The sequence below is a fragment of the Nonomuraea roseoviolacea subsp. carminata genome, assembly GCF_024172185.1.
Taxonomy (GTDB): Bacteria; Actinomycetota; Actinomycetes; order Streptosporangiales; family Streptosporangiaceae; genus Nonomuraea; species Nonomuraea roseoviolacea.
On sequence record NZ_JAMZEC010000001.1, the window covers coordinates 4,886,132 to 4,912,637 of the forward strand.

Genomic DNA, 26,506 nt, shown 5'->3' on the forward strand with positions numbered 1-26,506 from the left:
CCGGAGCGCGTACGCGAGGTCCGATTTCCACCGGCGTCCCGCGTCCGGATCGGGGAGAGTCGTCACGACCGACCCCTATGCGGAAGTTGAGGACCAGCGGTAATGCACACGATCTCCGACCTGAAGGTGCTGTACTTCGGCACGCCGGTGGTGCTGATCGGCTCGCGCAACGAGGACGGCTCGTCCAACCTCATGCCGATGTCGTCGGCCTGGTGGCTGGGCGAGCACGCCATGCTCGGTGTGGGCAACAGCTCCCAGACCTCGGCCAACCTGGCCCGTGAGCGGGAGTGCGTGCTCAACCTGGTGCCGTCGTCCCTGGTGGACGCCGTGGACAGGCTCGCGTTGCTGACCGCGAACCCGGCGATCAACGAGCGCCGGGTGGAGCAGGGCTACCGGCACGAGCGGAACAAGTTCGCGGTGGCGGGGCTGACCGAGCAGGCGGCCGACCTGGTGAAGGCGCCGAGAGTGCTGGAGTGCCCGGTGCAGCTCGAATGCGTCGTGGAGGAGAGCCGCCCGTTCGGCGGCCCGGACGGGAACGCGACCGCGTTCCAGGTCAGGGTGGTGCGCGCGCACGTGGACGAGGAGCTGATCATCCCCGGCACGCACTACGTCGACCCGGTGGGCTGGGACCCGCTGATCATGAAGTTCTGCGAGTTCTTCGGCGGCGGGTCCAACCTGCGCCCGTCGCGTCTGGCCAAGGGCTGGCGGATGCCGCACCGGCTGGAGCGGGAGGAGGGCGCCGCGCGCGGTTGAGCATCGGCCCACCCGGGAAAAGGATGAGGCGTCAACCACTTTGGGCACCTGGGCGTCGAATCGTCACGGCGTTCACGCTGACTCGGGAGGGCCCTCATGATCCGTCGCATCATCCGGAAACGACGTCCCGCACCCTCGCTCACGGGGATCACCCTTGAGGAGGAGCTCGCCCTGCTCAGGGTCGAGCTGATGTACGGCCTGCGGGTGAACCGCGAGGCGTACCTGCGCAGGAAGGCGGACGAGCGGGAGGAACTGGCGACGTGGGTGCGCGAGCGCGACGCCGCCGCCATGCTCGCCGAGCTGCGCGGGGCCCTGGAGCGCACCGTCCCCCGGCGCGACCTGCCCGCCCCCGCCGTCCGCGACCTGCCCGCCGCGTCCGGGCGTGACCTGCCCGCCGCGTCCGGACGTGACCTGCCCGCGACGGCCAGGGACATGCGCGTCGTGCGCCGCCCGGCCGCCGCGGGCGACTCGGAGCCGGCCGCCTGATCCTTTCCGTCACCGGAGGGGCGCCTCGCGAAGGGCGCGACGCTCTGGGGAGCGCGCATGGGGGCGGCACGTACGCGCAGCGCGTAACGCCTCCCCTTGCCCCACGTCCCGCGGTATAGGCGCTGACCAGGCCGCATGCCCGTAGCGGCGTGCGGCCTGCCCGTCATATACCAAATGCGCAGGTCGCGACAGTCCCTACGCCATTTGGACAGGAACCTCTGGCCGCCGGGTAATGCGACAAAGGGCATCTGGCCTGGTCAAATGCCTATTCCGCGCGTTCGGCGCAAGAACCAACACTCCGGGGAGTCATGCGTACTCGGTTTGCCCCCGGACGGCGATGCCTGCAGCATGGGCGTGGCTTTCCTGGAACAATGGCGGAGACCGGATAGGGTGACTGCTTCACCACGGATGATGGGGATCGGCAACGGACGACACCGCGCCAGCCGGGGGGATTGGCGCGAGCGGAGGCGTGATGGCTCGTAGGTCAACCGTCCAGCACGGTCCTCGGATCGCTGGCGACCCCGAGCTTTCGGCGCGCCCTGAGCTCTCCGACTACGACCTGCCGCCCTCGCGGCGGCCGCGCCGCGGGCGCTGGTCGGGTGGTGGCGGGCGCTGGCTGGTCTGGATGGGCCGCGCCATTCTCTGGGCGCTTATCGTGGTAATCGTGGTCAATGGGGTCCGTGCACCATTTGAGCGGTTTACCCAGCAAAACGCCCCCGCGCCGAATGCGTCGCCCGCGACGGGCACCGGATTCCCCACCCAGCGTGGCATGGCGTTCGCCGCCCAGTTCGCGGGCGTCTATCTGAATTTCAGCCCGGCCGACGCCACGAGCCGGCAGGGCAAGCTCGCCGCGTTCCTGGCCGAGGGCATGGCGCCTCAGCTCGGATGGGACGGCAACGGCAAGTTCGCCGCCGTCGCCATCCAGCCGTACGACATCAAGGCCGACGACGCCCACAACGCCGTCGTCTCGGTCGCCTTCCAGTCGGGCACGCGCAGGATGCTGCTGTCCGTGCCGATCTACTACTCCGGCGACGACGCCGGCGGCCGGTTCGTCGTCTCGGGCAGGCCCGCGATCCTGCCCGCGCCCGCGCCCGCCGACCTGCCCCAGGTCGCCGCGGCCGAGACCGACGACGTCGCCGAGGCGGAGCTCAAGCCCCAGATGGAGGGCTTCTTCAAGGACTACGCCTCGGGGGACGCCGCGGGGTTGCAGCGCTACCTCGCCGTCGGCGCGAGCGTGCCGAGCTTCGGCGGCGCGTTCACCTTCGGCGGGTTGCAGGATCTCGTGGTGCCTGTGGGGGGTGCCACCCGAGAGGTCGAGGCAGTGGTGGTGTGGGTCGTGCCCGGCGCCTCGCCGTCGGCCGACGCCGGCGCCGACGCGAGCGCGGCGGCCGGCCGCATCGAGCAGGCCTACCGCCTCACCGTCGAGAAGCAGGGCGACAAGTGGTACGTCAAGGACATCCGCGGCGCCGGTCGGGCCGTTGGATAGACGCACGACCGCGCTGCTGATCGGCACCCCCCGGGAGGACAAGAAGTGATCTTGAAGACCATAGTGCTCAACCTGATCCACATGACGCCGTCGCCCGCGCCGACCGGCGTCAACACCGAGGGGCTCGCCGACTTCCTGCGCGCCTTCTTCGCCCCGCTGTTCCTGGTCGTCGTGTCGGTGGTCGCGCTGTTCTTCCTCTTCACCCGCGAGATCACCAGGTTCGTGCAGTTCCTGATCCTGGCCGTGGCCATCGGTGTGATCTTCTACGTGCCCAACATCATCGAGGTGACGGCAAAGGCGATCGCGGGCGCGCTGGGCATCAAGTAAAGGATTGAGACCGCTCCACGGCGGTCATGAACGAGCGGGTGGAGAGGAGGACCGCGTGGACCTGCCCACGTACACGAACATCTGGCGCATCGAGAAGCGGCTCTACAAGCTGTACGACCTACGGCTGCCGATGCCGTTGCCGATCGTCTGGATAGGCGTGTTCGTCGGGGTCTTCGTCCCGTGGTCGCTCCTGCTCGTGCTGATCGGCGTGCCCGTGGCGATGCCGTGGCACGTCCTTTTCCTGGTGCCGCCGGGCATCGTCACGTGGCTGGGCACCCGCCCCGTCATCGAGGGCAAGCGGCTCACCGAGCTGCTGGAGTCCCAGCTTCGCTACCTCGGGCAGCCGCGCGCCTGGTACCGCCTGTCGCCGATGTCCGAGCCCGAGACCGTCAGCTTCTCCGGCCGCATCTGGCACACCGCGCCCGTTCCTGTGCGTGTGAAGCGCCCGAAGAAGGCCCGCAAGGCCGGCGCCGCGCAGCGCAGGTCGCGCGCCGTCGAGACGCCCGCCGGGCCGCGCGCCGTGCGCCCCGCCGTCGCGGCCGCCGCTGCCGCCGCCGCGCAGGCCCCGGTGGCCGAGCCCACGCCCGTCGCCGCCGTCACGACCGGCCGCACGGGCCGGGGCGTCACCGCCCGGCGCGGCACGGCCCCCGCCCTGGGCCACCGGGACGAACCGGTGACCGTGCAGGGTGAGGCGTCGACGGTCACCCTCCGGGGCGACGTCACGGTCGGAGGTGACGTGACGGTACGCGGCGACGTGCACGTGGAGGGCGAGGTCACCGTACGGGGGGAGACGCCGTCGCCGGTGCGGTGGGGCGAGCTGTACGGCGAGGAGGGGACGGAGCGCGCTTCCGCCAGACGGGGCGTGACGCCCTCGCAGATCGTGGCGCCTTCGGAGCCTTCGAGGTCTTCGGAGTCTTCGGAGCCTTCGGACGAGGGTGTGCGGCTCGCGGACGGAGGCGCGCCCGAGGAGGGAACCGACCGTCCGTCGAAGCGCCGGAAGGCGCCCCGAGCGGGTGACGGCCGGCCCGAGGATGAGGACGTCGCGGGAGCCGGCGGCGGTGCGTCGGGACGCGGAGAGCTTGCCGAAGAGGGACGTGGCCGGGCCGCGCAGTCGGAGACGGCCGAAGAGGCGAATGGCCGGTCGGGGTCTCGGGCGCTTGCCGAAGACGGCCGTGGCCGGTCGGTGAACCAGGAGGATGCCGGAGAAGGGGCCGGTCGGTCGGGGCGTCGAGAGCCCGCCGAAGACGGGATCGGCCGAGCAGGGGGTCGGGAGACGGCCGACAAGCGGGGCGGAGCCGCCGGGGGCGAGCGAGGCGTAGCCCCTGGAAGCGGGGAGCGAGAGCCCGCCGGGCGGCGTGACGAGCGTCCCGGAGTGCGCCAGGAGCCCGTGGTGGGCAAGCCCATCGACACGGAGGCCCTCCGCCGCCTGCGCAAGCTCGCGGCCAGCGCCGACCCGCAGCGCTCAGCCTCTGCCGGTGGCTCACCGGCTCTACCCGGCCCGGGCTCGTCCGCGCTTCCTGGTCAGGGCTCGACCCGGCTGTCTGGTGAGGGCTCGCCCACGCTTCCTGGTCAGGGTTCGTCCAAGCGGCCGGGTCAGGGTTCATCCTCAGTGTCCGGCTCCCGAAGCGACCTGCCCGCGTCCCCCTCACGACCCGGTCGACCCGCGTCCGGCCCGCAAGCTGACGCACCCGCACAGTCCACGCCGCGGGAGGTATCGCCGTCCGTCCGTGAGGTCGGAGGGTCCCCGCAGCCAGAAGAGGGTCGCGGCGGCGTCTCGCCGCAAGCTGGTCTGCCTGAGTCGTCAGCGCCGCAGGAGGGGGCACCGTCCGTTCGTGACGCCGGAGGGGCCACGCAGCCTGAGGAAGCCCGTGGCGACGCCTCCTCGCTTGCTGACATCCCCTCGCCGACGGACGCCTCGACACCTGCCGAAGTCTCCCCGTCTGCGGACGTCTCCTCGTCTGCGGACGTCTCCTCGTCTGCGGACGTCTCCGCGTCTGCGGACGTTTCCGCGTCTGCGGACGTCTCCAGCTTCGCCGAAGCCTCCCTGTCTGCTGAGATCATCCCGTCGTCCGAGGTCATCCCGCCTGCTGAGGTCGCCCCGTCTCCCCAGGACGGCGCCGGTCGAGAGGCGGCTGCTGCGGGCGAGCCGGTATCGGGCGGCGAGTCGGCTTCGGACGCGTCCGGCGAGGCGGTCGGGCGCGCTGGAGGGCGGTCGGGGAGCGGAGAGACGCGTGACGACGAGGCGGCGCGCATGCAGCACCGCAAGGGGCAGCCGCCCCGCCAGGTGCCGCCGGTGCCGGGCGCGCAGCAGGTGCGGCCGTCGCAGGGATCAGGCGCCAAGCCCGTTCGTCTCGTCCCGTCGGTCATCGACGGCCCCGACGCCAAGCAGGCGGCCTCTAACGAGCCTGTCGCCTCCGCGTCGGGCGACGACCAGAACGTGACGCCGACGCCCGGCGGCCGCGACATCCCCGCGCCCGAAAGCCGCGAAGCCTCCGCCCCCGAGGGCCGCGATGCGTCCGCACCCGTAGACCGTGACGTCCCCGAACCCGGAGACCGTGACGTCCCCGAGCCCGGAGGCCGTGACGTTCCCGCGTCCGGAGGCCGCGACATCCCCGCGCCCGGAGGCCGCGAGGCGTCCGCGCCCGAAAGTCGCAACGCCCCCCATGACGACGGTCCTCAGGCGGCCGGCGCGCCGGCCGAGGGAGTCGGGGGCATCGGGCAGCCAGGTAGTGGGCGGCCGGTGCAGCGGGTCGGCGGGGGCGGGTCGCGGGAAGGGCGCGTGCGCAGGGTCGAGTCCGTGGTCGGGCGGGACTCCGGCGGGTGGCGGCGCATCGCCCAGGTCGTCGTCGGCGGCGGCGGGGTGCGCAGCGACGGGTCCGAGATCGACGAGGCCCGCGCGCGGGGCGTCTTCAACGGCAGCCGCAGGATCGTGGTCCTCGGCTGCACCGGCGGCGCCGGTCAGAGCACGACGGCCCTGATGCTGGGCCACACCCTGGCCAGGTACCGCGACGACAAGGTGATCGCCGTCGACGCCAACACCGGCGGCGAGACGCTGACGAGCCGGGTGGCCCCCGAGACGCCCGAGACCCTGGCTTCGCTGCTGGCCGGGCTCGACCACGTCGGCGGCTACCTGTCGATGCGGGGCTACACCACCCGCACCGCCTCCGGCCTGGAGGTGATCGGGGCCGACACCGACGCGGACGCCGAGCGGCGCCTGTCGGACCGCAAGCTCTTCTCCGACCACCGCCTCGGCCAGGTCATCCACCTGCTCGACCGCCACTACAAGCTGACCGTCATCGACCCGGCCGCCGCGCTGGCCGCGCGGGTCCTGCCGTACGCGGACCAGCTCGTCCTCGTGGTCCCGGCGAGCGAGGAGGCGGCGGAGGCGGTGGCGATGACGTTCGAGTGGCTGGACGGGCACGGCTGCGCCGACCTGCGCAGGCGGGCGGTCATGGTGGTCAACGGGGTGAGCAGGCGCTCGATGTCCGACGTCGAGCAGGCGGAGGCGGTGGCCCGGGGCAGGTGCCGGGCCATCGTCCGGGTCCCCTGGGAGGACGACCTGGCGCCGGGGGGCGCCGAGCTCGTCGACCCGGGGCAGTTGCGCGCGGCCGGACGCCGGGCCTACCTGGCCCTCGCCGGCGTGGTGGTCGCGGGCTTCGCGGCACAGTCCGTCCGAGTGAGCGAAGAGGAGTTGGCGAGTGACCCCCCGGGCACGAGAATCGGTGAGCGTTAAGTGAACGAGCGAGCGGGGACGCCCGGCTCATGCGCCGAGGGGGTGGCATGAGCCGGGCGTCCAGAGCGCACCAGCGCCTCGCGGTCCGCTACTTCGACGACCGCATCCTGCTCACCGACACCAGCGCATGGGCGTACTTCCGCCTGCCGACGGTCAGCTACGAGTTCGTCACCCCCGACGAACGCGAGGCGCTGGCCACCAACATCACGATCGCGCTGGCCGCGATCCGGATGCCCGACGCCGAGGTTCACCTGCGGGTGGCGCACCGCACGTACCCCGCGGCCGAGTGGGCGATGGCGCTGAACGGCACCTCCGACGAGGGGCCGGGCTGGCGCGACTATCTGGAGGAGATGTACCGCCACGTCTGGGCGAAGGACTTCTGGACGAAGGAGGTCTACCTCGGCGTACGGCTGGGCCCGCGCGGCCGGCAGATCGGCGGCGGCGTGCTGTCGCAGCTGTTCGGCTTCTACCAGCGCACCGAGAAGGTGCTCGGCATCGACGACGACCACGTACACGACGGCGAGATCGCCCGCTGGACGGAGCAGGCCGAGCGGCTCGGCAGGGCGCTGGCCTCCAGCGCCCTGTACGCCCGGCACGCCACCTCGATCGAGGTGGCGTGGCTGTTCCAGCACGCGGCGGCCGGCGGCATCGGCGACCCGCCGCCGTCGGCGAGCCCGAAGCGGCGCTGGGGCAGGGGCGAGATCGAGTCGCTGGTGGAGGGTGAGATCCACAACGGCCGGTCGCTGCTGCGCATCGTGCAGCCGCAGGGCGACTCGTACGTGGCGCACCTGTCGTTCGCCCGTTTCCCCGACCTCATGCCGTTCCCGGACGGCGAGCCGTGGCTGCACTTCGCCGACCAGCTCCCGTTCCCGGTGGAGATCTCGTCGCGGATGCGGCTGATCCCGCCGGTGAAGGCGTCCAAGGACGTCGCGCGCAAGCTGGCGCACGCCCGCGACATGGACATCCACATCCGGGAGGCGGGCGCCGAGGCGCCGATCGCGCTGGCCGAGCAGATCGACGCCGCCCGCATGCTGGAGCACGGCATCACCAAGGAGCGGCTGCCCTTCGTGTACGGCTGGCACCGGCTCATCGTGGCGGCGCCGACCGAGGACATCTGCGTGCAGCGGGTGGAGGCGGTCGTCGAGCACTACCGCGACATGGGCATCGACGTGGTCAACTCGACCGGCGACCAGTTCTCGCTGTTCTGCGAGGCGCTGCCGGGCGAGAAGGTACGGGTCAACGCCTACGCCCAGCGTCAGCCGCTGCGCACGATCGCGGGCGGCATGGCCACGGCCACGGTCGATCTCGGTGACCGGCTCGGCGAGGGCAGCGAGGGCTGGCACGGCCCGTACATCGGCGAAACCGTGGGCCGGGCGCGCAGCATCGTGCACTTCGACCCGCTGGTGGCGGCGACCCGCAACCGGCCGACGGCCATCGCGATCACCGGCGAGCCGGGCGGCGGCAAGACCACGCTGGCGCTGTTGATGATCTACCAGATGGCGCTGCGCGGCGTGACGGTGGCGGTGATCGACCCGAAGGGTGACGCCGAGTCGCTGGTGGAGCTGCTGCAGAAGCGGGGACGCAGGGCACGCGTCATCCCGCTCGGCTCGGCCTCGCCGGGACTGCTCGACCCGTTCTCGTTCGGCGACGACATCGCGGCCAAGAAGACGATGGCCACGGAGACGCTGCGCCTGCTGCTGCCCCGCATGTCGGAGGAGCGGGAGTCGGCGATGATCCAGGCCGTCGCCGCCGTGTCCAACCAGCCGGACCCGTCGCTGGGCAAGGTCGTCGAGTTCCTGGAGCAGTCGGAGGACGCGGCCTCCAAGAACCTCGGCGCGGTCCTGCGCTCCATGTCGGAGATGCACCTGGCGCGGCTGTGCTTCGACCCGTCGGGCGGCGAGCAGGTCGACAGCGAGGGCTGGACGACGGTGTTCACGCTGGGCGGGCTGACGCTGCCGGACGCGGCGACCGGCCGCGACGACTACTCCTACGAGCAGCGGCTGTCGGTGGCCCTGCTCTACCTGGTGTCACAGTTCGCGCGGCGGCTGATGAACGGGCTCGACCGCCGTGCCCCGAAGGCGATCTTCCTGGACGAGGCGTGGGCGATCACGTCCACGCCGGAGGGCGCCAAGCTGGTGCCCGAGGTCAGCCGGATGGGCCGGTCCCGCAACACCGCGCTCGTCCTCGTGTCACAGAACGCCGGCGACCTGCTCAACGAACAGGTGACCAACTGCCTGTCGTCGGTGTTCGCGTTCAGGTCCACCGAGCGCGTCGAGGTGGACCACGTCATGTCCCTGCTCGGGGTGGAGCCGTCGGAGGAGCACAAGGCGGTGCTGCGCTCGCTCGGCAACGGCGAGTGCGTCTTCCGTGATCTGGACGGCCGGGCCGGCCGCATCGCAGTGGACCTGATCTCGGAGGAGCTGCTGCGCTGGCTCGACACGAATCCGACCCACGACAAACCCGGCGAGAGCGGGCATGATCTTCAAGGGGGAGTGGGCCGAGCGCAGGAGGTACGGTCATGAAGGTCCGGCTACCCAGGCGGCTCGCGCTCGCGCTGGCCCTGATCGCGGGCATCCTCGTGGTCCCGATCGTGGTGGGCGGCATGTCGCCGGCCGCCGCGGGACCGTGCGACCTGTCGCCCGCGCTGACCCCCGAGGTGATCGGCAGCGGCGTCGACGGCATGATCCAGCCGCCGGCGCCCGAGGGCACGACCCCGGCGGCGGCCACCAACTACGCGCAGTTCGGCATGAGCGGCCAGTTCTGGCACACCTACGGCCTGGGCTGCTCCGACATCGTCGCCGTCCTCGGCAACGGCTGGGCCAACACGGTCTTCCTGTGGGCCAAGGCGATCGACCGGGTGACGATCACCACCTACCAGGCCGCCGCCACGGAGGGGCCGCTCCAGTCCATCAAGGACGTGGTGGACGACATCGTGACGAACCTGTCGGAGGCGATGTACTGGCCGTTCCTCCGCCCGATCGTGATTCTCGGCGCGATCTGGCTGGCCTGGTACGGCCTGATCCGCAAGCGGGCCACGACCACGGCCGAGGGCGTCATCTGGATGGTGCTGGCGGTCACGGTCGCGACCTGGTTCTTCAGCCGCCCGGGTGACTTCACCGGCCTCGGCAAGATCGTCACGGACAAGACCGGCGAGGTGGTCAACTCCGCCTTCTCCGGCCTGCCCGGCGCGGGCGGCGCCTCCTGCCTGCCCGGACCCGGCCAGACCAACCCCGTGGTGAAGGCCGGCGGCTACGGCCAGAGCGGCACGCCGGGCGTCGACCAGAACGCCGACGCCCTGTGGTCCACGCTCGTCTGCAAGCCGTGGCTGGTCGGCCTGTTCGGCACGGCCGACCCGAACGCGCCGGTGGTGCGCGACTACGGCCGGCTCATGCTGGAGACGCAGGCGATCCCCGCCCCGCAGGCCGGCCAGCAGGGCGCCGACGCGGCGGCGCACCAGGCGAAGTACGCCGAGATCGCCGAACAGCTCAAGAACGACCCGCGCTTCGCCATCTTCCAGGGCAAGGACTGGACCTCCCGGCTCGGCGTGGCCATCGGCGCGCTGATCGCGGCCCTGGTCGCGGGCGTGCTGATCTTCCTGGTGGCGGTCTCGCTGCTGGTGCTGAAGGTCGGGTTCCTGCTGTTGCTCATCCTCGGCCCGGTGTTCCTGCTGATCGGCGTGCATCCGGGCAGCGGGCGCATCATCGCGATGCGCTGGGTGGAGATGCTGGTCGGCACGCTGCTCCGGCAGGCCGTGCTGGCGCTGGTGCTGGGCGTGCTCGTGTACGGCTACGCGCTGATCATCTCGACCGCGATGCCGTGGGGTCTGCAGATTTTGTTCATGGCGTTGCTGACGATCGCGGTGTTCTTCTACCGCAGGCCGTTCCAGCACCTGTTCGCCTCCATGAACGGCCACACGCTGGCCACCCGCATGCTCGGCGAGGCGGCCAGCTCCCGCACGCTGGAGCGCTCGGCCGTGGCGCTGCCGCCGGTGGCCTCGGCCCGCATCGGGCGCTGGGGCGTGCGCAAGGCCGAGCCGCTCATTCAGGCCGCGGCGACCGGCGCGGCGGCCGGGACGGCCGCGGCGAGCGCGGTCGCGCAGGGCCGGGTCCGCGCGGAGGAGGCGGCGGCCGGCGCGACGCAGCAGGGCACGCGGGTGCCCGCCACGGCGGCTCCGCTCGGCACCGACCAGCAGGGCGGCAAGGCGGCGTCCCGGCAGGTGCCCGCGCCGCGTCCGGGGTCGGCGCCGCCGCTCAACCTCGGCGGCACGCCGGCCCGCACGCGCGGCGCCGGGGCGGCCGGTGGTCCCCGGGCGACGGGTGGCGCGGCCGGTGGAGCGGCCGGCGGCGCTCCGGGCGGTTCCGGCGCTTCGGGTGGCCGGGGCGGCTCGGGGGGTCGCGGCGGTTCGGCGAGTGGCGCGGGTCCGCGTGTCTCCGGCGGATCGGCGGGTGGCGCCGGGCCGCGGGTGTCCGGCGGCGGATCGCGGGTGTCGGGCGGAGCCGGCGCGGCGTCCCGGCTGTCGGCCGCGGCGGGCGGCGGCAGCGGCGGAGGTCACGGCGGTTCGTCCGGTGGCGGTTCGGGCTCCTCGGGCGGTTCGGGCTCGGCGGGCGGTGGCTGGTTCGGCGGCCGGTCCGGTGGCGGCTGGGCGTCGCGAGGCGGCCGGTCGGGCGCCTCCGGTGGCTCCGGCGGTGGGATCTTCGGCGGGTCCGGATCGGGTGGATCCAGGTCCGGCGGGTCGAGGTCGGGCGGTTCCGGCGGTGGTCTGTTCGGTGGCGGCGGTTCCGGGTCAGGCGGGTCGCGGTCGGGTGGGTCCGGGTCGGGTGGGTCCGGGTCGGGTGGGTCCGGGTCGGGCGGTTCCGGTGGCGGTCTGTTCGGCGGCGGCTCCAGGTCCGGTGGATCGGGCGGCGGGTCGAGGTCCGGCGGCGGTCTGTTCGGCGGCGGGTCCGGGTCGCGTGGCGGCGGCAGAGGCTCCGGCGGCTCCCGGTGGGGCGACTCGGGCGGTTCGCGGTCGTCGAGCGGCGGCTCGTCGGGCGGCGGGATCTTCGGCGGGTCGTCGCGCGACGCCTCGCGCGGTCGCGCGGAGGAGCCGCCCCCGCTCTGGCTGCCCAGCCGGCGCGGCAGCGGCTCCGGCGGTGACGAGCCGCCCGTGCCGTTCTGGCTCAAGCCCGGCAGTCAGGACAAGGACTGACGATGGCCCTGCCCGGTGACAAGCGGGGGCTGGCGTTCGCCGCCATCGTGGTGGTGATCGCCGCCGTCGGCCTCTACCTCACCATGTGGCCCGGCTCCGGCGACTCCCCCGAGGAGGAGCCGGCCGCCGGACGCACGCCGCGCAGCGTGGTGACCGTACCGCGCAGCACGCCGCTGGCCACGGCCAGCAACGCCCCCTTCGACATCTACGCGTACCTGCCGCTGACGAAGGAGCAGCTCGCGGCGGCGGCCGACCTGGCCGAGCGGTTCACCGCCGCGTACGGCACGTTCCGCTACGACGAGGACCCGGCCGCGTACGCCGACCGGGTCAAGGTGTTCACCACCGCCGACCTCGGCAGCGTGCTGGCGCGCACGCTCACCTCACCCGGCACGGTCGAGCGCAACCAGGCCGACGAGGTGGTGTCCACGGGCACGGCCAAGGTCAAGGAGATCAGGTCGGTCGAGAAGACGTCCGTGGTCCTGGTCGTCACCGGCACCCAGCAGATCACCGCCAAGAGCGGCGCGAAGCAGCTCACCGACGACTACGCGGTCACGGTGAGCGAGCTGGGCACCGACTGGAGGGTCTTCGACATCCAGCCCGCCGAGGACGGCCAGAAGGGGGACGAGTCGGGGTGAACCTCTCCCGTACACGCGTCGCCCTGGCACTCGGCGCGGCCGGGGCGGTCCTGCTCGCGCTCGTCATCGTCTCGCCGATGCTCCTCACCTCGATCCCGTCGTTCATCGGCAACGGCGGCGAGCAGCCCGACTGCTCGGGGGGCAAGAAGGCGCAGGAGGCCTCCGACTCGGCCGCCTCCGACATCCCGCCCGACTACCTGGAGCTGTACAAGAAGAACGGCGAGAAGATCGGCGTGCAGTGGACGATCCTCGCCGCCGTCGGCAAGCGCGAGACCGACCACGGCCGGTCCGACCTGCCAGGCGTCAAGAGCGGCACGAACTACGCGGGCGCGGCCGGGCCGATGCAGTTCCTCATCAGCACGTGGGGCGGCAAGGCGCGGATCCCGATGTCGTCGTCGGTCAGCGGCTACGCCTCCGACGGCGACGGCGACGGGATCGCCGACGTCTACAACCCGGCCGACGCGATCCTCGGCGCCGCCAAGATGCTCAAGCGCAACGGCGCCCCGGAGAACGTGCGGCGGGCGCTGTTCGTCTACAACCGCGCCTGGTGGTACGTCGACCAGGTCCAGGAGATCGCCCGCCGCTACGCCAAGAGCGGCGAGGTCGAGACGCCTCCGGAGGCCGACGACTCCTGCGACGAGCCGCTGGTGGAGGCCGCGCCGAGCGAGGTGGTGGCCGACATCCTCGCGTTCGCGCTGGCGCAGCGCGGCAAGCCGTACCTGTGGGGCGGCACGGGTCCTGACGCGTTCGACTGCTCGGGCATCATCTACGCGGCCTACCAGGCCGCGGGCCTGAGGATCCCGCGCACCACCTTCCAGCAGTGGCCGTTCGGCGTGAAGGTGGCGCAGGGGGATGAGCAGCCGGGTGATCTGGTGTTCTTCAACGCGGGGCCGGGCACGTCGCCCGACAACCCCGGTCATGTGGGGATGGTCGTGTCGAAGGGGAAGATGATCGAGGCGCGGTGCCGGCTGTGCGGGCCGATCAAGGTGACGGGGTACGAGGGCCGCGGGAACATCGTGGGCTTCACCAGGCCGCTGCAGAATCCGGACGTCGTCGACCAGCTCAAGAAACTGCGGTCGCTATGACGGTGGTCGTGGTGGCGGCGGTGATCGTGGACCCGCGGGGGCGGGTGCTGGCCGCGCAGCGCGCGGAGCCGCCCGCGCTGGCCGGCGGGTGGGAGTTCCCGGGCGGCAAGGTCGATCCGGGGGAGAGCGAGGCCGAGGCGCTGGTGCGCGAGTGCCGCGAGGAGCTCGGCGTGGAGGTCGCCGTGGGCGAGCGGGTCGGCGGCGACTGGGCGCTGGCCGAGGGCTACGTCATGCGGGTGTGGCTGTGCTCGCTCGCCGACGGCACGCCGGTGGCCAAGGAGCACCTCGCGCTGCGGTGGCTGGGGCCCGGCGAATACTACGACGTGGCGTGGCTGGGGGCGGACCTGCCGGTGATGCGGGCGGTCGAGGACGTGCTGCGCGCCCGGTGACCTGGCCTCCGCCCAGCGCAACCGGCAGTACGCGCATTTGTCGGTAAAACGTGGGGTAATTTCGTCTTTACTGTGTCTTTTACCGGACTAAGATTCCTTTGACCATGGTTCCGGATCGCGGAGGGCACAGGTGGCACGCACGCGAGCGACGGCCGTTTCCGCGATGGTCCTGTCGCTGGGCCTGACCGGCATCGGCGCCGCGCCGTTCGTCGTCCAGAGCGCCAGCGCGTCGGTCGTCGCGTACGACCCGAACGTCGACCCGTGCGACACCGACCAGGCCTGCGAGAGCACGCCCGAGGTCACGGTCACGGTCACCACCACCCTCCCCACGCCTGAGGAGGAGCCGGAGACCACGATCACCCGCACGATCACCAAGTCGCCGCCCGCCACCAAGACGGCCAGGCCGACGCCGAAGAAGTCCACGACCAGCGCGGCGCCGACTCCTCCGCCCAGCACCCCGACGCAGAACCTGCCGCCCGTGCAGCCGCCGGAGACCACGGCGGAGCCGCCGAGCGTCCCGCAGGCCACGGAGCCCGCGGAGCCCACGGAAGAGCAGAGCGTCCAGCTCCCGAGCGTCGCGGGCACCGACACGCCCACGCAGCCGCAGCCCACGGCCACGCCTCAGGACACCACGACCAGCGAGTCGGTCCAGCTTGAGGTACGCGCCGCCACGCCGGAGTTCGACCAGGCCGAGATGGCGCAGAAGCTCAGCATCCCGGCGCTGGTCATGGTGCTGCTGGTGCTGTTCGCCGTACTGATCTTCGAGGGGCGGCTGCGCCGCATGGCGCACGCGGCGGCCGTCCGCCGGGCCGGCCCGCTCCGGCCCGACCTGGGCGGCCCCGGCCATCCCGCCGGCCACGGCCACCCGGCCGGCGGCTATCCCGCCGGTGCGGGCTACCCGACCGCCCCCGGTGGCTACCCCGCCGGTGCGGGTTACCCGACCGGTCCCGGCGGTTATGCGGCCGGCCCGGGCTACCCGCCCGGCCCCGGTGGCCCCGGCTACCCGACCGCCCCCGCCGGATACCCCGCGGGCCCCGGCTACGCCTCCACCGGCATGCCCCCCGGCTATCCGGCGACCACCGCGTACGCGCCGATCCTCAGCTTCGTGCCGGTCCAGGCGTACCCCGGCGGCCCGGTCCAGTACGGGGCCGTCTACCCGGACCCGGCGACGTACGAGGAGTCCGGCCTCCCGGTGCTCCCGCCGTCCGGCCAGACCGGCCCGGACCCGGCCCCCGAGCCCGTGGTGCTGCACCCGGACGACTACAGCAACGAGCCGGTGCGGGAGGAACCCCAGGGGACGCACCGGGGTCTGTTCGAGCCGGCGGTCCCGCCGGAGCAGCCGGAGGGCCCGGCCACGGGTGACGCGACGCTGATCGACCACCTGCCGGGCCAGGAGCCGGACGGCGGCCGGCACCGCCGCACCGACTAGAGACCAGGCACGAAACAGGCGGCCGGTGGAAGCTCCACCGGCCGCCTCGTCGCGTCAGGTCACTTGGGACGACGGAAGATCTTGTTGCCCAGCCACACCAGCGGGTCGTACTTGCGGTCCACCACGCGCTCCTTCATCGGGATCAGCGCGTTGTCGGTGATCTTGATGTGCTCGGGGCAGACCTCGGTGCAGCACTTGGTGATGTTGCAGTAGCCGAGCCCGTGCTCCTCCTGCGCCGACTCCTGGCGGTCGGCCACGTCGTACGGGTGCATGTCCAGCTCGGCGATCCGCATGAGGAAGCGCGGCCCGGCGAAGGCCGGCTTGTTCTCCTCGTGGTCACGGATGACGTGGCAGATGTTGTTGCACATGAAGCACTCGATGCACTTGCGGAACTCCTGGGACCGCTCGACGTCGACCTGCTGCATGCGGTACTCGCCCGGCCGCACCCCCTGCGGGGGCGTGAACGAGGGGATCTCGCGTGCCTTCTGGTAGTTGAACGAGACGTCGGTGACCAGGTCCTTGATGACGGGGAAGGTCCGCATCGGCGTGACCGTGATCGTCTCGTCCTCCTCGAAGGTGGACATGCGGGTCATGCAGCCCAGCCGCGGCTTGCCGTTGATCTCCATGGAGCAGGAGCCGCACTTGCCGGCCTTGCAGTTCCAGCGGACCGCGAGGTCGGGCGCCTGGGTGGCCTGGAGCCGGTGGATGATGTCGAGGACGACCTCGCCCTCGTTGACCTCGACGGTGAAGTCCTCGAGCTTGCCTTCGCCGCCCTCACCGCGCCAGACCTTGAACTTCGCCTTGTAGCTCATTTCGAAATCCCGTCGAACTCGGACATCTCTTCGTCGGTGAGGTACTTCTTCAGCTCGTCGCGGTCGAACAGGGTGATCAGGTCGTCGCGCATCGCCGGCTGGACCTTCTCCTCGACGGTGATCGAGGAGCCGTCGGCCGTGGAGCAGACGAGCAGCTTGCGCCGCCACTCGGGGTTCATGCCGGGGAAGTCGTCGCGGGTGTGGCCGCCGCGGCTCTCCTCGCGCAGCAGCGCGGCGCGGGCCACGCACTCCGATACCAGGATCATGTTGCGCAGGTCGAGCGCCAGGTGCCAGCCCGGGTTGTAGATGCGCGACCCGGCGGCGCCGACGAGGCGCACCCGCTCCTTGAGCTTCTCGACGACCTCCAGGGCCTCGGCGACCTCCTCGGCCTTGCGGATGATGCCGACGAGCTCGTTCATGGTGCGCTGGAGCTCGTGGTGGACCTCGTACGGGTTCTCGCCGGTGCGCTGGAGGGGGGCCAGCGCCTCCTCGCGGGCCTCGTCGAGCTGCTCCTGGCCGATCTTGGGCCGGGCGGGCAGCGCGTCCACGTACGCGGCGGCGCCCGCGCCCGCGCGGCGGCCGAAGACCAGCAGGTCGGACAGCGAGTTGCCGCCGAGCCGGTTGGAGCCGTGCATGCCGCCGGACACCTCGCCCGCGGCGAACAGGCCGGGCACCGCGGCGGCGCCCGTGTCGGCGTCGACCTCGACGCCGCCCATGATGTAGTGGCAGGTCGGGCCCACCTGCATGGGCTCGGCGGTGATGTCGACGTCGGCCAGCTCCTTGAACTGGTGGTGCATCGACGGCAGCCGCCGCCTGATCTCCTCGGCGGGCAGGCGGGTGGACACGTCGAGGAAGACGCCGCCCTGGGGTGAGCCGCGCCCGGCCTTCACCTCGGCGTTGATGGCGCGGGCCACCTCGTCACGGGGCAGCAGCTCCGGGGGCCGCCGGTTGTTGGCCTGGTCGGTGTACCAGCGGTCGGCCTCCTCCTCGGTGGTGGCGTACTTGTCCTTGAACACCTCGGGGATGTAGTTGAACATGAAGCGCTCGCCGGCGGAGTTGCGCAGCACGCCGCCGTCGCCGCGGACCGACTCGGTGACGAGGATGCCGCGCACCGACGGCGGCCAGACCATGCCGGTCGGGTGGAACTGGATGAACTCCATGTTGATGAGGTCGGCGCCCGCGAGCAGCGCCAGGGCGTGGCCGTCGCCGGTGTACTCCCAGGAGTTGGAGGTCACCACGTACGACTTGCCGATGCCGCCGGTGGCCAGCACCACGGCCGGGGCGTCGAGGACGACGAAGCTGCCGCTCTCGCGCCAGTAGCCGAACGCGCCGGAGATGCGGTCGCCGTCCTTGAGCAGGCGGGTGACCGTGCACTCGGCGAAGACCTTGATGTAGGCCTCGTAGTCGCCGTGCTGCTCGTAGTCCTCCTGCTGGAGGGCCACGACCCGCTGCTGGAGGGTGCGGATCAGCTCCAGGCCGGTGCGGTCGCCGACGTGGGCCAGGCGCGGGTACTCGTGGCCGCCGAAGTTGCGCTGGCTGATCTTGCCGTCCTTGGTGCGGTCGAACAGCGCGCCCCACGCCTCCAGCTCCCACACGCGGTCGGGAGCCTCCTTGGCGTGCAGCTCGGCCATGCGCCAGTTGTTGAGGAACTTGCCGCCCCGCATGGTGTCACGGAAGTGCACCATCCAGTTGTCGTCGGAGTTGACGTTGCCCATCGCGGCGGCGGCCCCGCCCTCGGCCATGACCGTGTGGGCCTTGCCGAACAGCGACTTGCACACGATGGCGGTGCGCTTGCCCTGCTGACGGGCCTCGATGGCGGCCCGCAGCCCGGCGCCTCCCGCGCCGATGACGACGACGTCGTATTCGTGACGCTCGATTTCCACTGAGATTCCTTACGCGTACGGGAAGGCGATGATGCCCTTGGCGACCAGGCGGACGTAGAAGTCGGCGCCCATGACGGAGAACATCGAGGCCCACGCGAGGGGCTGGTGCTTGGCGTTGAGCTTGGAGACGAAGGTCCAGGCGCGGTAGCGGACCGGGTGGCGCGAGAAGTGGTTCAGCCGGCCCGCGGTGATGTGCCGGCACGAGTGGCACGACAGCGTGTAGGCGGCGATGAGGACGGCGTTGAGCAGCAGGATCCAGGAGCCGAGGCCGAGCGGCTTGTGGACGAGCGCGAGGATCGCGTCGTAGGAGAGGATGGCGCCGATGACGATGGCCGCGTAGAAGAAGTAGCGGTGGATGTTCTGCATGATCAGCGGGAGGCGGGTCTCGCCGGTGTACTTGCCGTGAGGCTCCTGCACGGCGCAGGCGGGCGGCGACAGCCAGAACGACCGGTAGTAGGACTTGCGGTAGTAGTAGCACGTCAGCCGGAACCCGCCGGGCAGGCCGAGGATCAGCAGGCCGGGCGGCAGCGTGTACCAGTCGCCGAACGGCGCCAGGCCGAACAGCCGCGCCCCCTCGGGACACGAGGTCGCCAGGCAGGGTGAGGAGAACGGCGCGATGTACTCGGCGCCGGGCACGTAGTACGGGGTGTCGAAGATGGCCCACACGCCGTAGACGAGGAAGGCGCTGAGTCCGAGGAAGGTCAGCAGCGGGGCCAGCCACCATCGGTCTGTGCGCAGGGTGCGCACCTTGATCTGCGCGCGCTGCCTTCTGACGGGCGCGTCGGACGTCGTCTGGCTCATCGGGGACCTCTCCACCTCCCGCGGACCCTCGCTCGCCTGGGGTCCGGGTCGTTCGCTGGTTGCGCGTGGCGCGGGGCGTCGTCTCCGCTCGGGCGCGCATTGGTGGGGGATACGTTACGACGCCCACGTGAGCATTTGTGACAAGGGTCACTCACTTTTTCGATGACCCGCTGTGATTCCTGTCACGTCCACGCGTCAGAGGCGGTTCCCCTGGTGCGGCAACTTAACCACCGTGACGAAAAAATCATCTATTTGCCGGACAACTCGGATAAATTGCTCAAAATCCACCGGCTTGGCGACGTACGCGTTGGCGTGCAACCGGTAGCCCTGGAGGATGTCCTCCTCGGCCTCGGAGGTCGTCAGGATGACGACCGGGATCGTCCGCAGGTCCTGGTCGTCCTTGACCTCGCGCAGCACCTCCATGCCGTCCATGCGCGGCAGGTTGAGGTCGAGCAGCACCAGGTCGGGCCGCGGCGCGTCGCGGTAGCGCTCCTCGCGGCGCAGGAAGGCCATCGCCTGCTCGCCGTCGTTGACCACGTGCAGGCGGTTGCGCAGCTTGTTGAACTCGAACGCCTCCCGCGTCAGCAGGATGTCGCCCTGGTCGTCCTCCACCAGCAGCACCTCGATGGGCCGGCCCTCCATCACGCGTCCTCACCCTCCCCGGACGGGGCCGCGTCGCCGGCCGCCGGGAGGGTCCACCGGAAGGTCGCGCCCGGCCCCGGAGCGTCGGGGTCGAGCCAGAGCCGCCCGCCGTGGTACTCGACGATCTTGCGGCAGAGCGCCAGCCCGATGCCCGTCCCCGGGTAGACGTCGCGCGGGTGCAGCCGCTGGAAGATCAGGAAGATCCGGTCGGCGTACTCGGCCTCGATCCCGATGCCGTTGTCGGAGCAGGCGAACTCCCACATGCCGTCGCGGCGCACGGCCTCGATCCGGACGCGGGGCGGATCGTCGGCGCGGAACTTGACGGCGTTCTCCACCAGGTTCTGGAAGAGCTGCGTGAGCTGGAGCCCGTTGCCGAGCACGCGGGGGAGCGGGCCGGCGGTGACGCTCGCGCCGGCGTCCTCCAGGGTGGCCGACAGGTTGTCGAGGGCCGCCGACAGCGCCTCGCCGGCCTCGACGGGGGCCCGCCCGCCGCTGACCCGGCCCACGCGGGAGAAGTCGAGCAGGTCGTTGATGAGCACCTGCATGCGCCGGGCGCCGTCCACCGCGTAGTGGATGTACTGCTTGGCGCGCTCGTCCAGCCGGTCGCCGTAGCGCTGGTCCAGCATCTGCGTGAAGCTGGCGATCTTGCGCAGCGGCTCCTGGAGGTCGTGGCTGGCCACGTACGCGAACTGCTCCAGCTCGCCGTTGGAGCGGCGCAGCTCGGCCGCCTGGTCCTCGGCATTGCGCCAGGCCGCCACGATGCGCTCGCGCATGGCGTCGACGTGGCCGGACAGCTCGGCCAGCTCCGCCGGCTGTTCGACGCTCGGCCGGTGGTCGAAGTCGCCGGCCGCGACCCGGCGCACCTGCTCGTTCAGGCTGGCGATGGGCTTGAGCACGACGTAGCGCACGACGAGGAACAGCACCACGCCGGCCGCCAGCAGCAGCACCAGCAGCACCACGAGGGCCACGTACAGCCGGGACAGGTGCGCCTCGACCTCCGGACGCGGCCGGGCGGCGTGGACCTGCTCGATGAGCATGGCCGTGAGCACGATCCCGACCACGAACGCGAGCGTGAACGCCGAGCCGACGACGGCGAACCAGCGGCCCATCGGCAGGCGGCCGAACCCGGTGGGCGCCGGCGGCGACGGCAGCGGCCGGATGCCCGCGCCGGCGCTCACGCGCTCCGCCCGCGCACGAGCAGCATGGCGAGGTCGTCGTCCGTCGCGCCCACGTGCTCGATGAGCCGGTCGAGGTCGATCGAGCCGTGCCGGCGTACCAGCTCGACCAGGCCCTCCACCCCGAGCGGCCGGTCGTGACCGCCGGAGGCGGCCTCGATGAGGCCGTCGGTGTAGAGCATGATCGCCCACTCCTCTCCCAGGGGGACGTCGATGACCTTCCACGCGGCGTCGGAGAAGATGCCGAGCGGCGGCCCGGACGGCGCGCCGTCGACCACGTCCACCACGCCGTCGCGCACGAGCAGGGGCGGCGGATGGCCGACGACCCGCATCCGGGCGTGGCGCAGGTCGGGCGTGATCGTGGCCATGCACAGGGTCGTGAAGATCTCCGGGGCCTTGCGCTCGGCCCGCAGCAGCGCGTCGAGGGTGTGCAGCAGCCGCTCGCCGTTGTGCCCGGCGAGGACCAGCGTGCGCCAGGCGATGCGCATCGCGACGCCGAGGGCCGCCTCGTCGGGGCCGTGGCCGCACACGTCGCCGATCACCACGTTGATCGCGCCGTCCGGGGTCTGCACGGTGTCGAGGAAGTCGCCGCCGAGCAGCGTGCCCTGGTTGCCGGGCAGGTAGCGGGTGGACTGCTCGACCCGGTCGCCGCGCAGCAGCGCGACGGGCAGCAGGCCCGCCTCCAGCCGGGCGTTCTCCTTGGCGGTCAGCTCGGCCTCGACCAGGCGGAGCTGGGCCAGGTCGGCCCGCTTGCGCTCCATGGCGTAGCGGATGGCCCGGGCCAGCAGCCGGGCGTCGATGTCCTGCTTGACGAGGTAGTCCTGCGCGCCCGCCTGCACCGCGGCGACGCCCACGTGGGCGTCGCGCAGACCGGTCAGCACGAGCACGGCCGCGTGCGGCGCCAGCCGCAGCACCTCACGCAGTGCTTCCAGGCCCGAGGCGTCCGGCAGCGTCAGGTCGACCAGCACGCACTGGATCGCGCCGGTCAGCCGCGACCTGGTCTCGCGGAGGCTGCGCACCCAGATGATCCTCGGCGGCGCCTCCGCCTCCTTGAGCAGCTCCTCCACCAGGAAGGCGTCACCGTCGTCGTCCTCGACGAGGAGCAGCGTCAGGGGCTCGGTCAGTGATGCCGTCACACGCGGGCCTCTTCACAGCAGTAGGACTGTCGCAGCTCATTCTGCGATGAGCTCCACCCCTTGCGGAAGCGTCCCCTCCTGTCCCGCCTCGACCACGAACGCCAGGAGCGTCGCGCGGAACGCCTGCGCGGCCCTGGTCGGCTCCACGTCCCTGCGGTGGGCGAGCGCCACCGTACGGCTGAGCCCCGGCGGCGCGAGCGGCGTGGCGGCCAGACCGGGACGCCCGTCCAGGACCATCGACGGCACGACCGCCACGCCCAGCCCCGCCTCCACGAACCGCAGCACCGCGTCCATCTCGCCGCCCTGGACGGCCAGCCGGGGCTCGAAGCCGGCCTGCCGGCAGGCGGCCAGCGTGGCCTCCCGAAGGTCGTAGCCGCGCCGGAACATCACCATCGGCCGGCCGCGCAGGTCCTCGATGCGCAGATGCGGCTTGCGCAGCGGCTCGTGGGAGGAGGTGACCACGACCAGGTTCTCCCGCAGGACCTCCTCGGTGACCAGGGCCGGGTCGTCGCCCTGCAACGGCATGATGATCAGCGACAGGTCGATCTGCCCGCGGGCCAGCGCCCGGACCAGGTCGCGCGAGCCGCCCTCCTCGACGAGCAGCTCGATGCCCGGGTAGTCGCGGTGGAAGCGGGCCAGCGCGTCGGCCAGCAGCCCGGTGCACAGCGACGGGGTCGCGCCCAGCCGCACCCGGCCCTTGCGCAGCCCGGCCAGCTCGGCGACCTCCTGGCGGGCGGTCTCGGCGTCGGCCAGCATGCGGCGGGCCAGCGGCAGCAGCGCCTCGCCGGCGGCGGTCAGCGTGACGTTGCCGCGCGCGCGGGAGAACAGCGGGGCGCCGAGGTCGGCCTCCAGCGCCTTGATCTGCTTGCTGAGCGACGGCTGGGCGACCCGCATCCGCTCGGCCGCCTGGGTGAAGTGCCTGGTCTCGGCCACCGCGACGAAGTAGGAGAGCTGCTGCAACTGCATGTGATTTTCCTCGCACCGGCGCGCGCCGGGCCGCGCAGGTTAGCCGTACAAACCAGACATCATAGCCAGCGGCTATGGAAACCAGGCCCGTGATGACTTGGACGGATCATCCCTGCATACCTAGCGTCAGGAAATGTGACTGCCACGATAGAGCGCGGCTCCGCCACCGCGCCTGTTAGTTCCCCCAAGTCCGCCCCGCCGGCGAAGAAGCCCACGGGCCGCAGGCCGCGCCCGTTCATGGCCTCCTCCAACGGCAAGAAGGCCGTCATGGCCGTCACGGGCGCCGTGATGGTCGGCTTCCTGCTGCTGCACATGCTGGGCAACCTCAAGATCTTCCTCGGGCGCGAGTCGTTCAACGAGTACGCCCACGCGCTGCGCACCCTCCTGGAGCCCATCGCTCCCTATCGGTCGGTGCTGACGGTCCTGGAGATCATCCTGGTCGTGTCCGTGGTGCTGCACATGTGGGCCGCCATCTCCCTCGCCCGCCGGGCCAGGCAGGCGCGGCCGGTGAAGTACGTCGCCAAGAAGTCGCAGGCCGGCGGCTACGCCACGCACATCATGCGGTTCGGCGGCCTCACCATCGCGCTCTACGTCGTCTGGCACCTGCTCGACCTGACCTTCGGCGTGGTCAACCCCAAGGGCTTCGACTCCGCCCCGGCCGACCGGATGATCGCCGGGTTCGACCCGTCGCGCTGGTGGGTGACGCTGATCTACCTCGTGGCCGTCGTCATGGTGGGCCTGCACCTGCGGCACGGGGTGTGGAGCGCCTTCCAGACGCTCGGCTGGGCCAACCGCGCCCGCTACAAGGCGCTGCGCGCGACCGCCTCGCTCGTGTCGGCCGTCCTCGTCGTCGGCTTCCTCGCCCCGCCGCTCGCCATCACCTTCGGAGTCGTGAAGTGAAGTTCGTAGAGGGCTCGGAGATCCGGGACACCAGGGCGCCCGAGGGCCCCATCGAGGAGCGGTGGGAGAAGCGCAAGTTCGCCGCCAAGCTCGTCAACCCGGCCAACAAGCGCAAGCTCAACGTCATCGTGGTCGGCACCGGCCTGGCCGGCGGCTCGGCCGCCGCCACGCTCGGCGAGCTGGGCTACAACGTCAAGTCCTTCTGCTACCAGGACTCGCCCCGGCGCGCCCACTCCATCGCCGCCCAGGGCGGCATCAACGCCGCCAAGAACTACCGCGGCGACGGCGACTCGATCTACCGGCTGTTCTACGACACCGTGAAGGGCGGCGACTTCCGCGCCCGCGAGTCGAACGTCTACCGCCTGGCCCAGGTCTCGGTGAACATCATCGACCAGGCCGTGGCCCAGGGCGTGCCGTTCGCCCGCGAGTACGGCGGCCTGCTCGACACCCGCTCCTTCGGCGGCGCCCAGGTCTCGCGCACCTTCTACGCCCGCGGCCAGACGGGGCAGCAGCTCCTGCTCGGCGCCTACCAGGCGCTGGAGCGGCAGGTGGCGGCCGGGACCGTGCAGATGTTCACCCGCCACGAGATGCTCGACCTGATCGTGGCCGACGGCCGCGCCCGCGGCATCATCGTGCGCGACATGGTGACCGGCGAGATCGAGCGGCACGTCGCCGACGCGGTCGTGCTCGCCACCGGCGGCTACGGCAACGTGTTCTTCCTGTCCACCAACGCCAAGGGCTGCAACACCACGGCCATCTGGCGGGCCCACGAGCGCGGCGCGTACTTCGCCAACCCCTGCTACACGCAGATCCACCCGACCTGCATCCCGGTGTCGGGCGAGTACCAGTCGAAGCTCACGCTGATGTCGGAGTCGCTGCGCAACGACGGCCGCGTGTGGGTGCCGCTGCGCAAGGGCGACGACCGCGCGCCCGGTGACATCCCCGAGGACGAGCGCGACTACTACCTGGAGCGCATCTACCCGGCCTTCGGCAACCTCGTCCCGCGTGACATCGCCTCCCGCGCCGCCAAGAACGTCTGCGACGAGGGCCGCGGCGTCGGCCCCGGCGGGCTCGGCGTGTACCTCGACTTCCGCGACGCCATCAACCGGCTCGGCCGGGACGCCGTGGAGAAGAAGTACGGCAACCTGTTCGAGATGTACGAGCGCATCACCGGCGAGAACCCCTACGACGTGCCGATGCGCATCTACCCGGCGGTCCACTACACGATGGGCGGCCTGTGGGTGGACTACGACCTGCAGTCCACGATCCCCGGCCTGTTCGTGATCGGCGAGGCCAACTTCTCCGACCACGGCGCCAACCGCCTCGGCGCCTCCGCGCTGATGCAGGGCCTGGCCGACGGCTACTTCGTGCTGCCCACCACCATCGGCGACTACCTGGCGGCCGGGCCGTTCGGCGAGGTCGACGAGGAGGCCGTGGCCGAGGCCGAGCTCAAGGTCCGCTCCCGGATCGAGCGCCTGCTGGCGGTCAACGGCACCCGCACGCCCGACTCCTTCCACCGCGAGCTGGGCAGGCTCATGTGGGACCACTGCGGCATGGAGCGCACCGAGGAGTCGCTGCGCAAGGCCCTGGAGCGCATCCCCGAGCTGCGCAAGGAGTTCTGGGAGAACGTCAAGGTCAGCGGGACCGCCGAGGAGCTGAACCAGGTCCTGGAGAAGGCCGGCCGCGTCGCCGACTTCTTCGACCTGGCCGAGCTCATGTGCCTGGACGCCCTGGTGCGCACCGAGTCGTGCGGCGGCCACTTCCGGGCCGAGTCGCAGGACGCCGACGGCGAGGCGCTGCGCGACGACGAGCACTTCGCGCACGTGTCGGCGTGGGAGTACTCGCCGGAGGGCGTCCCGGTGCTGCACAAGGAACCGCTCGAGTACGAGTACGTCAAGATGACCCAGCGGAGCTACAAGTGAACCTGACACTCAAGGTCTGGCGGCAGAGCGGCCCCACCGACGCCGGGCGCATGGTGACGTACAAGGTCGAGGACGTCTCGCCCGACATGTCGTTCCTGGAGATGCTGGACGTCCTCAACGAGCGGCTGATCGTCGAGGGCGACGACCCGGTGGCCTTCGACCACGACTGCCGCGAGGGCATCTGCGGCATGTGCGGCATGGTCATCAACGGCGTCGCGCACGGCGAGCAGCGGGCCACCACGACCTGCCAGCTCCACATGCGCCACTTCGAGGACGGCGCGACCATCACCATCGAGCCGTGGCGCGCCGCGCCGTTCCCGGTGGTCAAGGACCTGGTCGTGGACCGGTCGGCGTTCGACCGCATCATCCAGGCCGGCGGCTTCGTCTCGGTGCCGGCCGGCTCGGCCCCGGACGCGCACAGCGTGCCGGTGCGCAAGGAGGACGCCGACTCGGCGTTCGACGCGGCCACCTGCATCGGCTGCGGCGCCTGCGTCGCGGCCTGCCCGAACGGCTCGGCCTCCCTCTTCACCGCCGCCAAGATCACCCACCTGAGCCTGCTGCCGCAGGGCCAGCCGGAGCGCCTCACCCGCGCCAAGGCCATGGTGGACCAGATGGACGCCGAGGGCTTCGGCGGCTGCACCAACACCGGCGAGTGCACCGCGGTGTGCCCCAAGGGCATCCCGCTGGACACGATCGCCCGCATGAACAGCGACTACCTCCAGGCCAACAAGAAGTAGCCGCACCCCGTGCCCGGGGGCCCC

The 26,506-nt window shown here is 71.7% G+C and carries 22 protein-coding genes and 1 pseudogene; 15 read left to right on the plus strand and 8 right to left on the minus strand.

The genetic code is table 11. The features are described 5' to 3' along the window. Nucleotides 1-102 precede the first annotated feature (102 nt). The 5 genes and pseudogenes from HD595_RS22810 to HD595_RS47260 all read left to right on the plus strand — a co-directional run. On the plus strand, nucleotides 103-753 hold the full coding sequence (locus HD595_RS22810) for a flavin reductase family protein (RefSeq protein WP_253772197.1): 651 nt from the start codon (nucleotides 103-105) through the stop codon (nucleotides 751-753). A gap of 96 nt (nucleotides 754-849) precedes the next feature. Continuing rightward, entirely contained in the window at nucleotides 850-1,239 is a 390-nt protein-coding gene (locus HD595_RS22815) for a hypothetical protein (protein ID WP_253772199.1), read from the plus strand. Between the two features lie 769 nt (nucleotides 1,240-2,008). Next, on the plus strand, nucleotides 2,009-2,725 hold the full coding sequence (locus HD595_RS22820) for a conjugal transfer protein (protein ID WP_253772201.1): 717 nt from the start codon (nucleotides 2,009-2,011) through the stop codon (nucleotides 2,723-2,725). 81 nt (nucleotides 2,726-2,806) lie between these two features. Next, a complete protein-coding gene (locus tag HD595_RS22825; protein WP_205303807.1) occupies nucleotides 2,807-3,052 on the plus strand; it encodes a hypothetical protein in 246 nt (81 codons plus the stop codon). A gap of 55 nt (nucleotides 3,053-3,107) precedes the next feature. Then, nucleotides 3,108-3,353 (plus strand): annotated as a pseudogene (locus tag HD595_RS47260) (conjugal transfer protein); the annotation flags it as partial. Between the two features lie 29 nt (nucleotides 3,354-3,382). Here the strand turns inward: HD595_RS47260 and HD595_RS22830 are convergent. Continuing rightward, nucleotides 3,383-3,775, minus strand: a complete 393-nt coding sequence (locus HD595_RS22830) for a hypothetical protein (protein WP_253772204.1) — start codon at nucleotides 3,773-3,775, stop codon at nucleotides 3,383-3,385. Nucleotides 3,776-5,303: 1,528 nt separating this feature from the next. Here HD595_RS22830 and HD595_RS22835 point away from each other — a divergent pair. From HD595_RS22835 to HD595_RS22865, 7 genes are all read left to right on the plus strand, one after another. After that, on the plus strand, nucleotides 5,304-6,785 hold the full coding sequence (locus HD595_RS22835; RefSeq protein WP_253772206.1) for a hypothetical protein: 1,482 nt from the start codon (nucleotides 5,304-5,306) through the stop codon (nucleotides 6,783-6,785). A gap of 47 nt (nucleotides 6,786-6,832) precedes the next feature. Next, a complete protein-coding gene (locus HD595_RS22840; protein WP_253772213.1) occupies nucleotides 6,833-9,307 on the plus strand; it encodes an ATP-binding protein in 2,475 nt (824 codons plus the stop codon). Next, nucleotides 9,304-11,970 carry a type IV secretion system protein gene (locus HD595_RS22845; protein WP_253772215.1) on the plus strand — a complete coding sequence of 889 codons (2,667 nt, stop codon included), beginning with the start codon at nucleotides 9,304-9,306 and terminating at the stop codon, nucleotides 11,968-11,970. The genes HD595_RS22840 and HD595_RS22845 overlap by 4 nt, the downstream gene beginning before the upstream one ends. Before the next feature lie 2 nt (nucleotides 11,971-11,972). After that, nucleotides 11,973-12,605 (plus strand): hypothetical protein, encoded by a 633-nt coding sequence (locus HD595_RS22850; protein ID WP_253772217.1) that lies wholly within the window; start codon nucleotides 11,973-11,975, stop codon nucleotides 12,603-12,605. Further along, nucleotides 12,602-13,690: a C40 family peptidase gene (locus tag HD595_RS22855; protein ID WP_253772220.1), complete on the plus strand. Its 1,089-nt coding sequence runs from the start codon at nucleotides 12,602-12,604 to the stop codon at nucleotides 13,688-13,690. The genes HD595_RS22850 and HD595_RS22855 overlap by 4 nt, the downstream gene beginning before the upstream one ends. Next, complete coding sequence (locus tag HD595_RS22860; RefSeq protein WP_253772222.1) at nucleotides 13,687-14,079, plus strand: (deoxy)nucleoside triphosphate pyrophosphohydrolase; 393 nt, start codon at nucleotides 13,687-13,689, stop codon at nucleotides 14,077-14,079. Before HD595_RS22855 ends, HD595_RS22860 begins: the two co-directional genes overlap by 4 nt. 130 nt (nucleotides 14,080-14,209) lie before the next feature. Further along, entirely contained in the window at nucleotides 14,210-15,508 is a 1,299-nt protein-coding gene (locus HD595_RS22865) for a hypothetical protein (protein ID WP_253781475.1), read from the plus strand. A gap of 59 nt (nucleotides 15,509-15,567) precedes the next feature. On the opposite strand, the gene HD595_RS22870 is transcribed toward HD595_RS22865, so the two are convergent. The 7 genes from HD595_RS22870 to HD595_RS22900 all read right to left on the minus strand — a co-directional run bounded on the left by HD595_RS22870 (nucleotide 15,568) and on the right by HD595_RS22900 (nucleotide 22,923). After that, nucleotides 15,568-16,320, minus strand: a complete 753-nt coding sequence (locus tag HD595_RS22870; protein ID WP_253772224.1) for a succinate dehydrogenase/fumarate reductase iron-sulfur subunit — start codon at nucleotides 16,318-16,320, stop codon at nucleotides 15,568-15,570. Next, nucleotides 16,317-18,203 (minus strand): fumarate reductase/succinate dehydrogenase flavoprotein subunit, encoded by a 1,887-nt coding sequence (locus HD595_RS22875; protein WP_253772226.1) that lies wholly within the window; start codon nucleotides 18,201-18,203, stop codon nucleotides 16,317-16,319. Before HD595_RS22875 ends, HD595_RS22870 begins: the two co-directional genes overlap by 4 nt. A 9-nt stretch (nucleotides 18,204-18,212) precedes the next feature. Further along, nucleotides 18,213-19,004: a hypothetical protein gene (locus HD595_RS22880; RefSeq protein ID WP_253772228.1), complete on the minus strand. Its 792-nt coding sequence runs from the start codon at nucleotides 19,002-19,004 to the stop codon at nucleotides 18,213-18,215. A gap of 195 nt (nucleotides 19,005-19,199) precedes the next feature. Then, nucleotides 19,200-19,646: a response regulator gene (locus tag HD595_RS22885; protein ID WP_253772230.1), complete on the minus strand. Its 447-nt coding sequence runs from the start codon at nucleotides 19,644-19,646 to the stop codon at nucleotides 19,200-19,202. Continuing rightward, nucleotides 19,646-20,824 (minus strand): sensor histidine kinase, encoded by a 1,179-nt coding sequence (locus HD595_RS22890; RefSeq protein WP_253772232.1) that lies wholly within the window; start codon nucleotides 20,822-20,824, stop codon nucleotides 19,646-19,648. The genes HD595_RS22885 and HD595_RS22890 overlap by 1 nt, the downstream gene beginning before the upstream one ends. After that, the gene (locus HD595_RS22895; protein ID WP_253772234.1) at nucleotides 20,821-21,957 is read right to left on the minus strand and encodes a PP2C family protein-serine/threonine phosphatase; all 1,137 of its coding nucleotides are present in this window, start codon (nucleotides 21,955-21,957) and stop codon (nucleotides 20,821-20,823) included. Before HD595_RS22895 ends, HD595_RS22890 begins: the two co-directional genes overlap by 4 nt. Nucleotides 21,958-21,993: 36 nt before the next feature. After that, complete coding sequence (locus HD595_RS22900; RefSeq protein WP_253772236.1) at nucleotides 21,994-22,923, minus strand: LysR family transcriptional regulator; 930 nt, start codon at nucleotides 22,921-22,923, stop codon at nucleotides 21,994-21,996. A 135-nt stretch (nucleotides 22,924-23,058) separates the two neighbouring features. On the opposite strand from HD595_RS22900, the gene HD595_RS22905 reads away from it, so the two are divergent. The 3 genes from HD595_RS22905 to HD595_RS22915 are packed head-to-tail and all read left to right on the plus strand — an operon-like array spanning nucleotide 23,059 to nucleotide 26,482. Then, the gene (locus tag HD595_RS22905) at nucleotides 23,059-23,823 is read left to right on the plus strand and encodes a succinate dehydrogenase cytochrome b subunit (protein WP_253772238.1); all 765 of its coding nucleotides are present in this window, start codon (nucleotides 23,059-23,061) and stop codon (nucleotides 23,821-23,823) included. After that, nucleotides 23,820-25,745: a fumarate reductase/succinate dehydrogenase flavoprotein subunit gene (locus HD595_RS22910; protein WP_253772240.1), complete on the plus strand. Its 1,926-nt coding sequence runs from the start codon at nucleotides 23,820-23,822 to the stop codon at nucleotides 25,743-25,745. The genes HD595_RS22905 and HD595_RS22910 overlap by 4 nt, the downstream gene beginning before the upstream one ends. Then, the gene (locus tag HD595_RS22915) at nucleotides 25,742-26,482 is read left to right on the plus strand and encodes a succinate dehydrogenase/fumarate reductase iron-sulfur subunit (protein ID WP_253772243.1); all 741 of its coding nucleotides are present in this window, start codon (nucleotides 25,742-25,744) and stop codon (nucleotides 26,480-26,482) included. The genes HD595_RS22910 and HD595_RS22915 overlap by 4 nt, the downstream gene beginning before the upstream one ends. The last annotated feature ends 24 nt before the right edge of the window (nucleotides 26,483-26,506 follow it).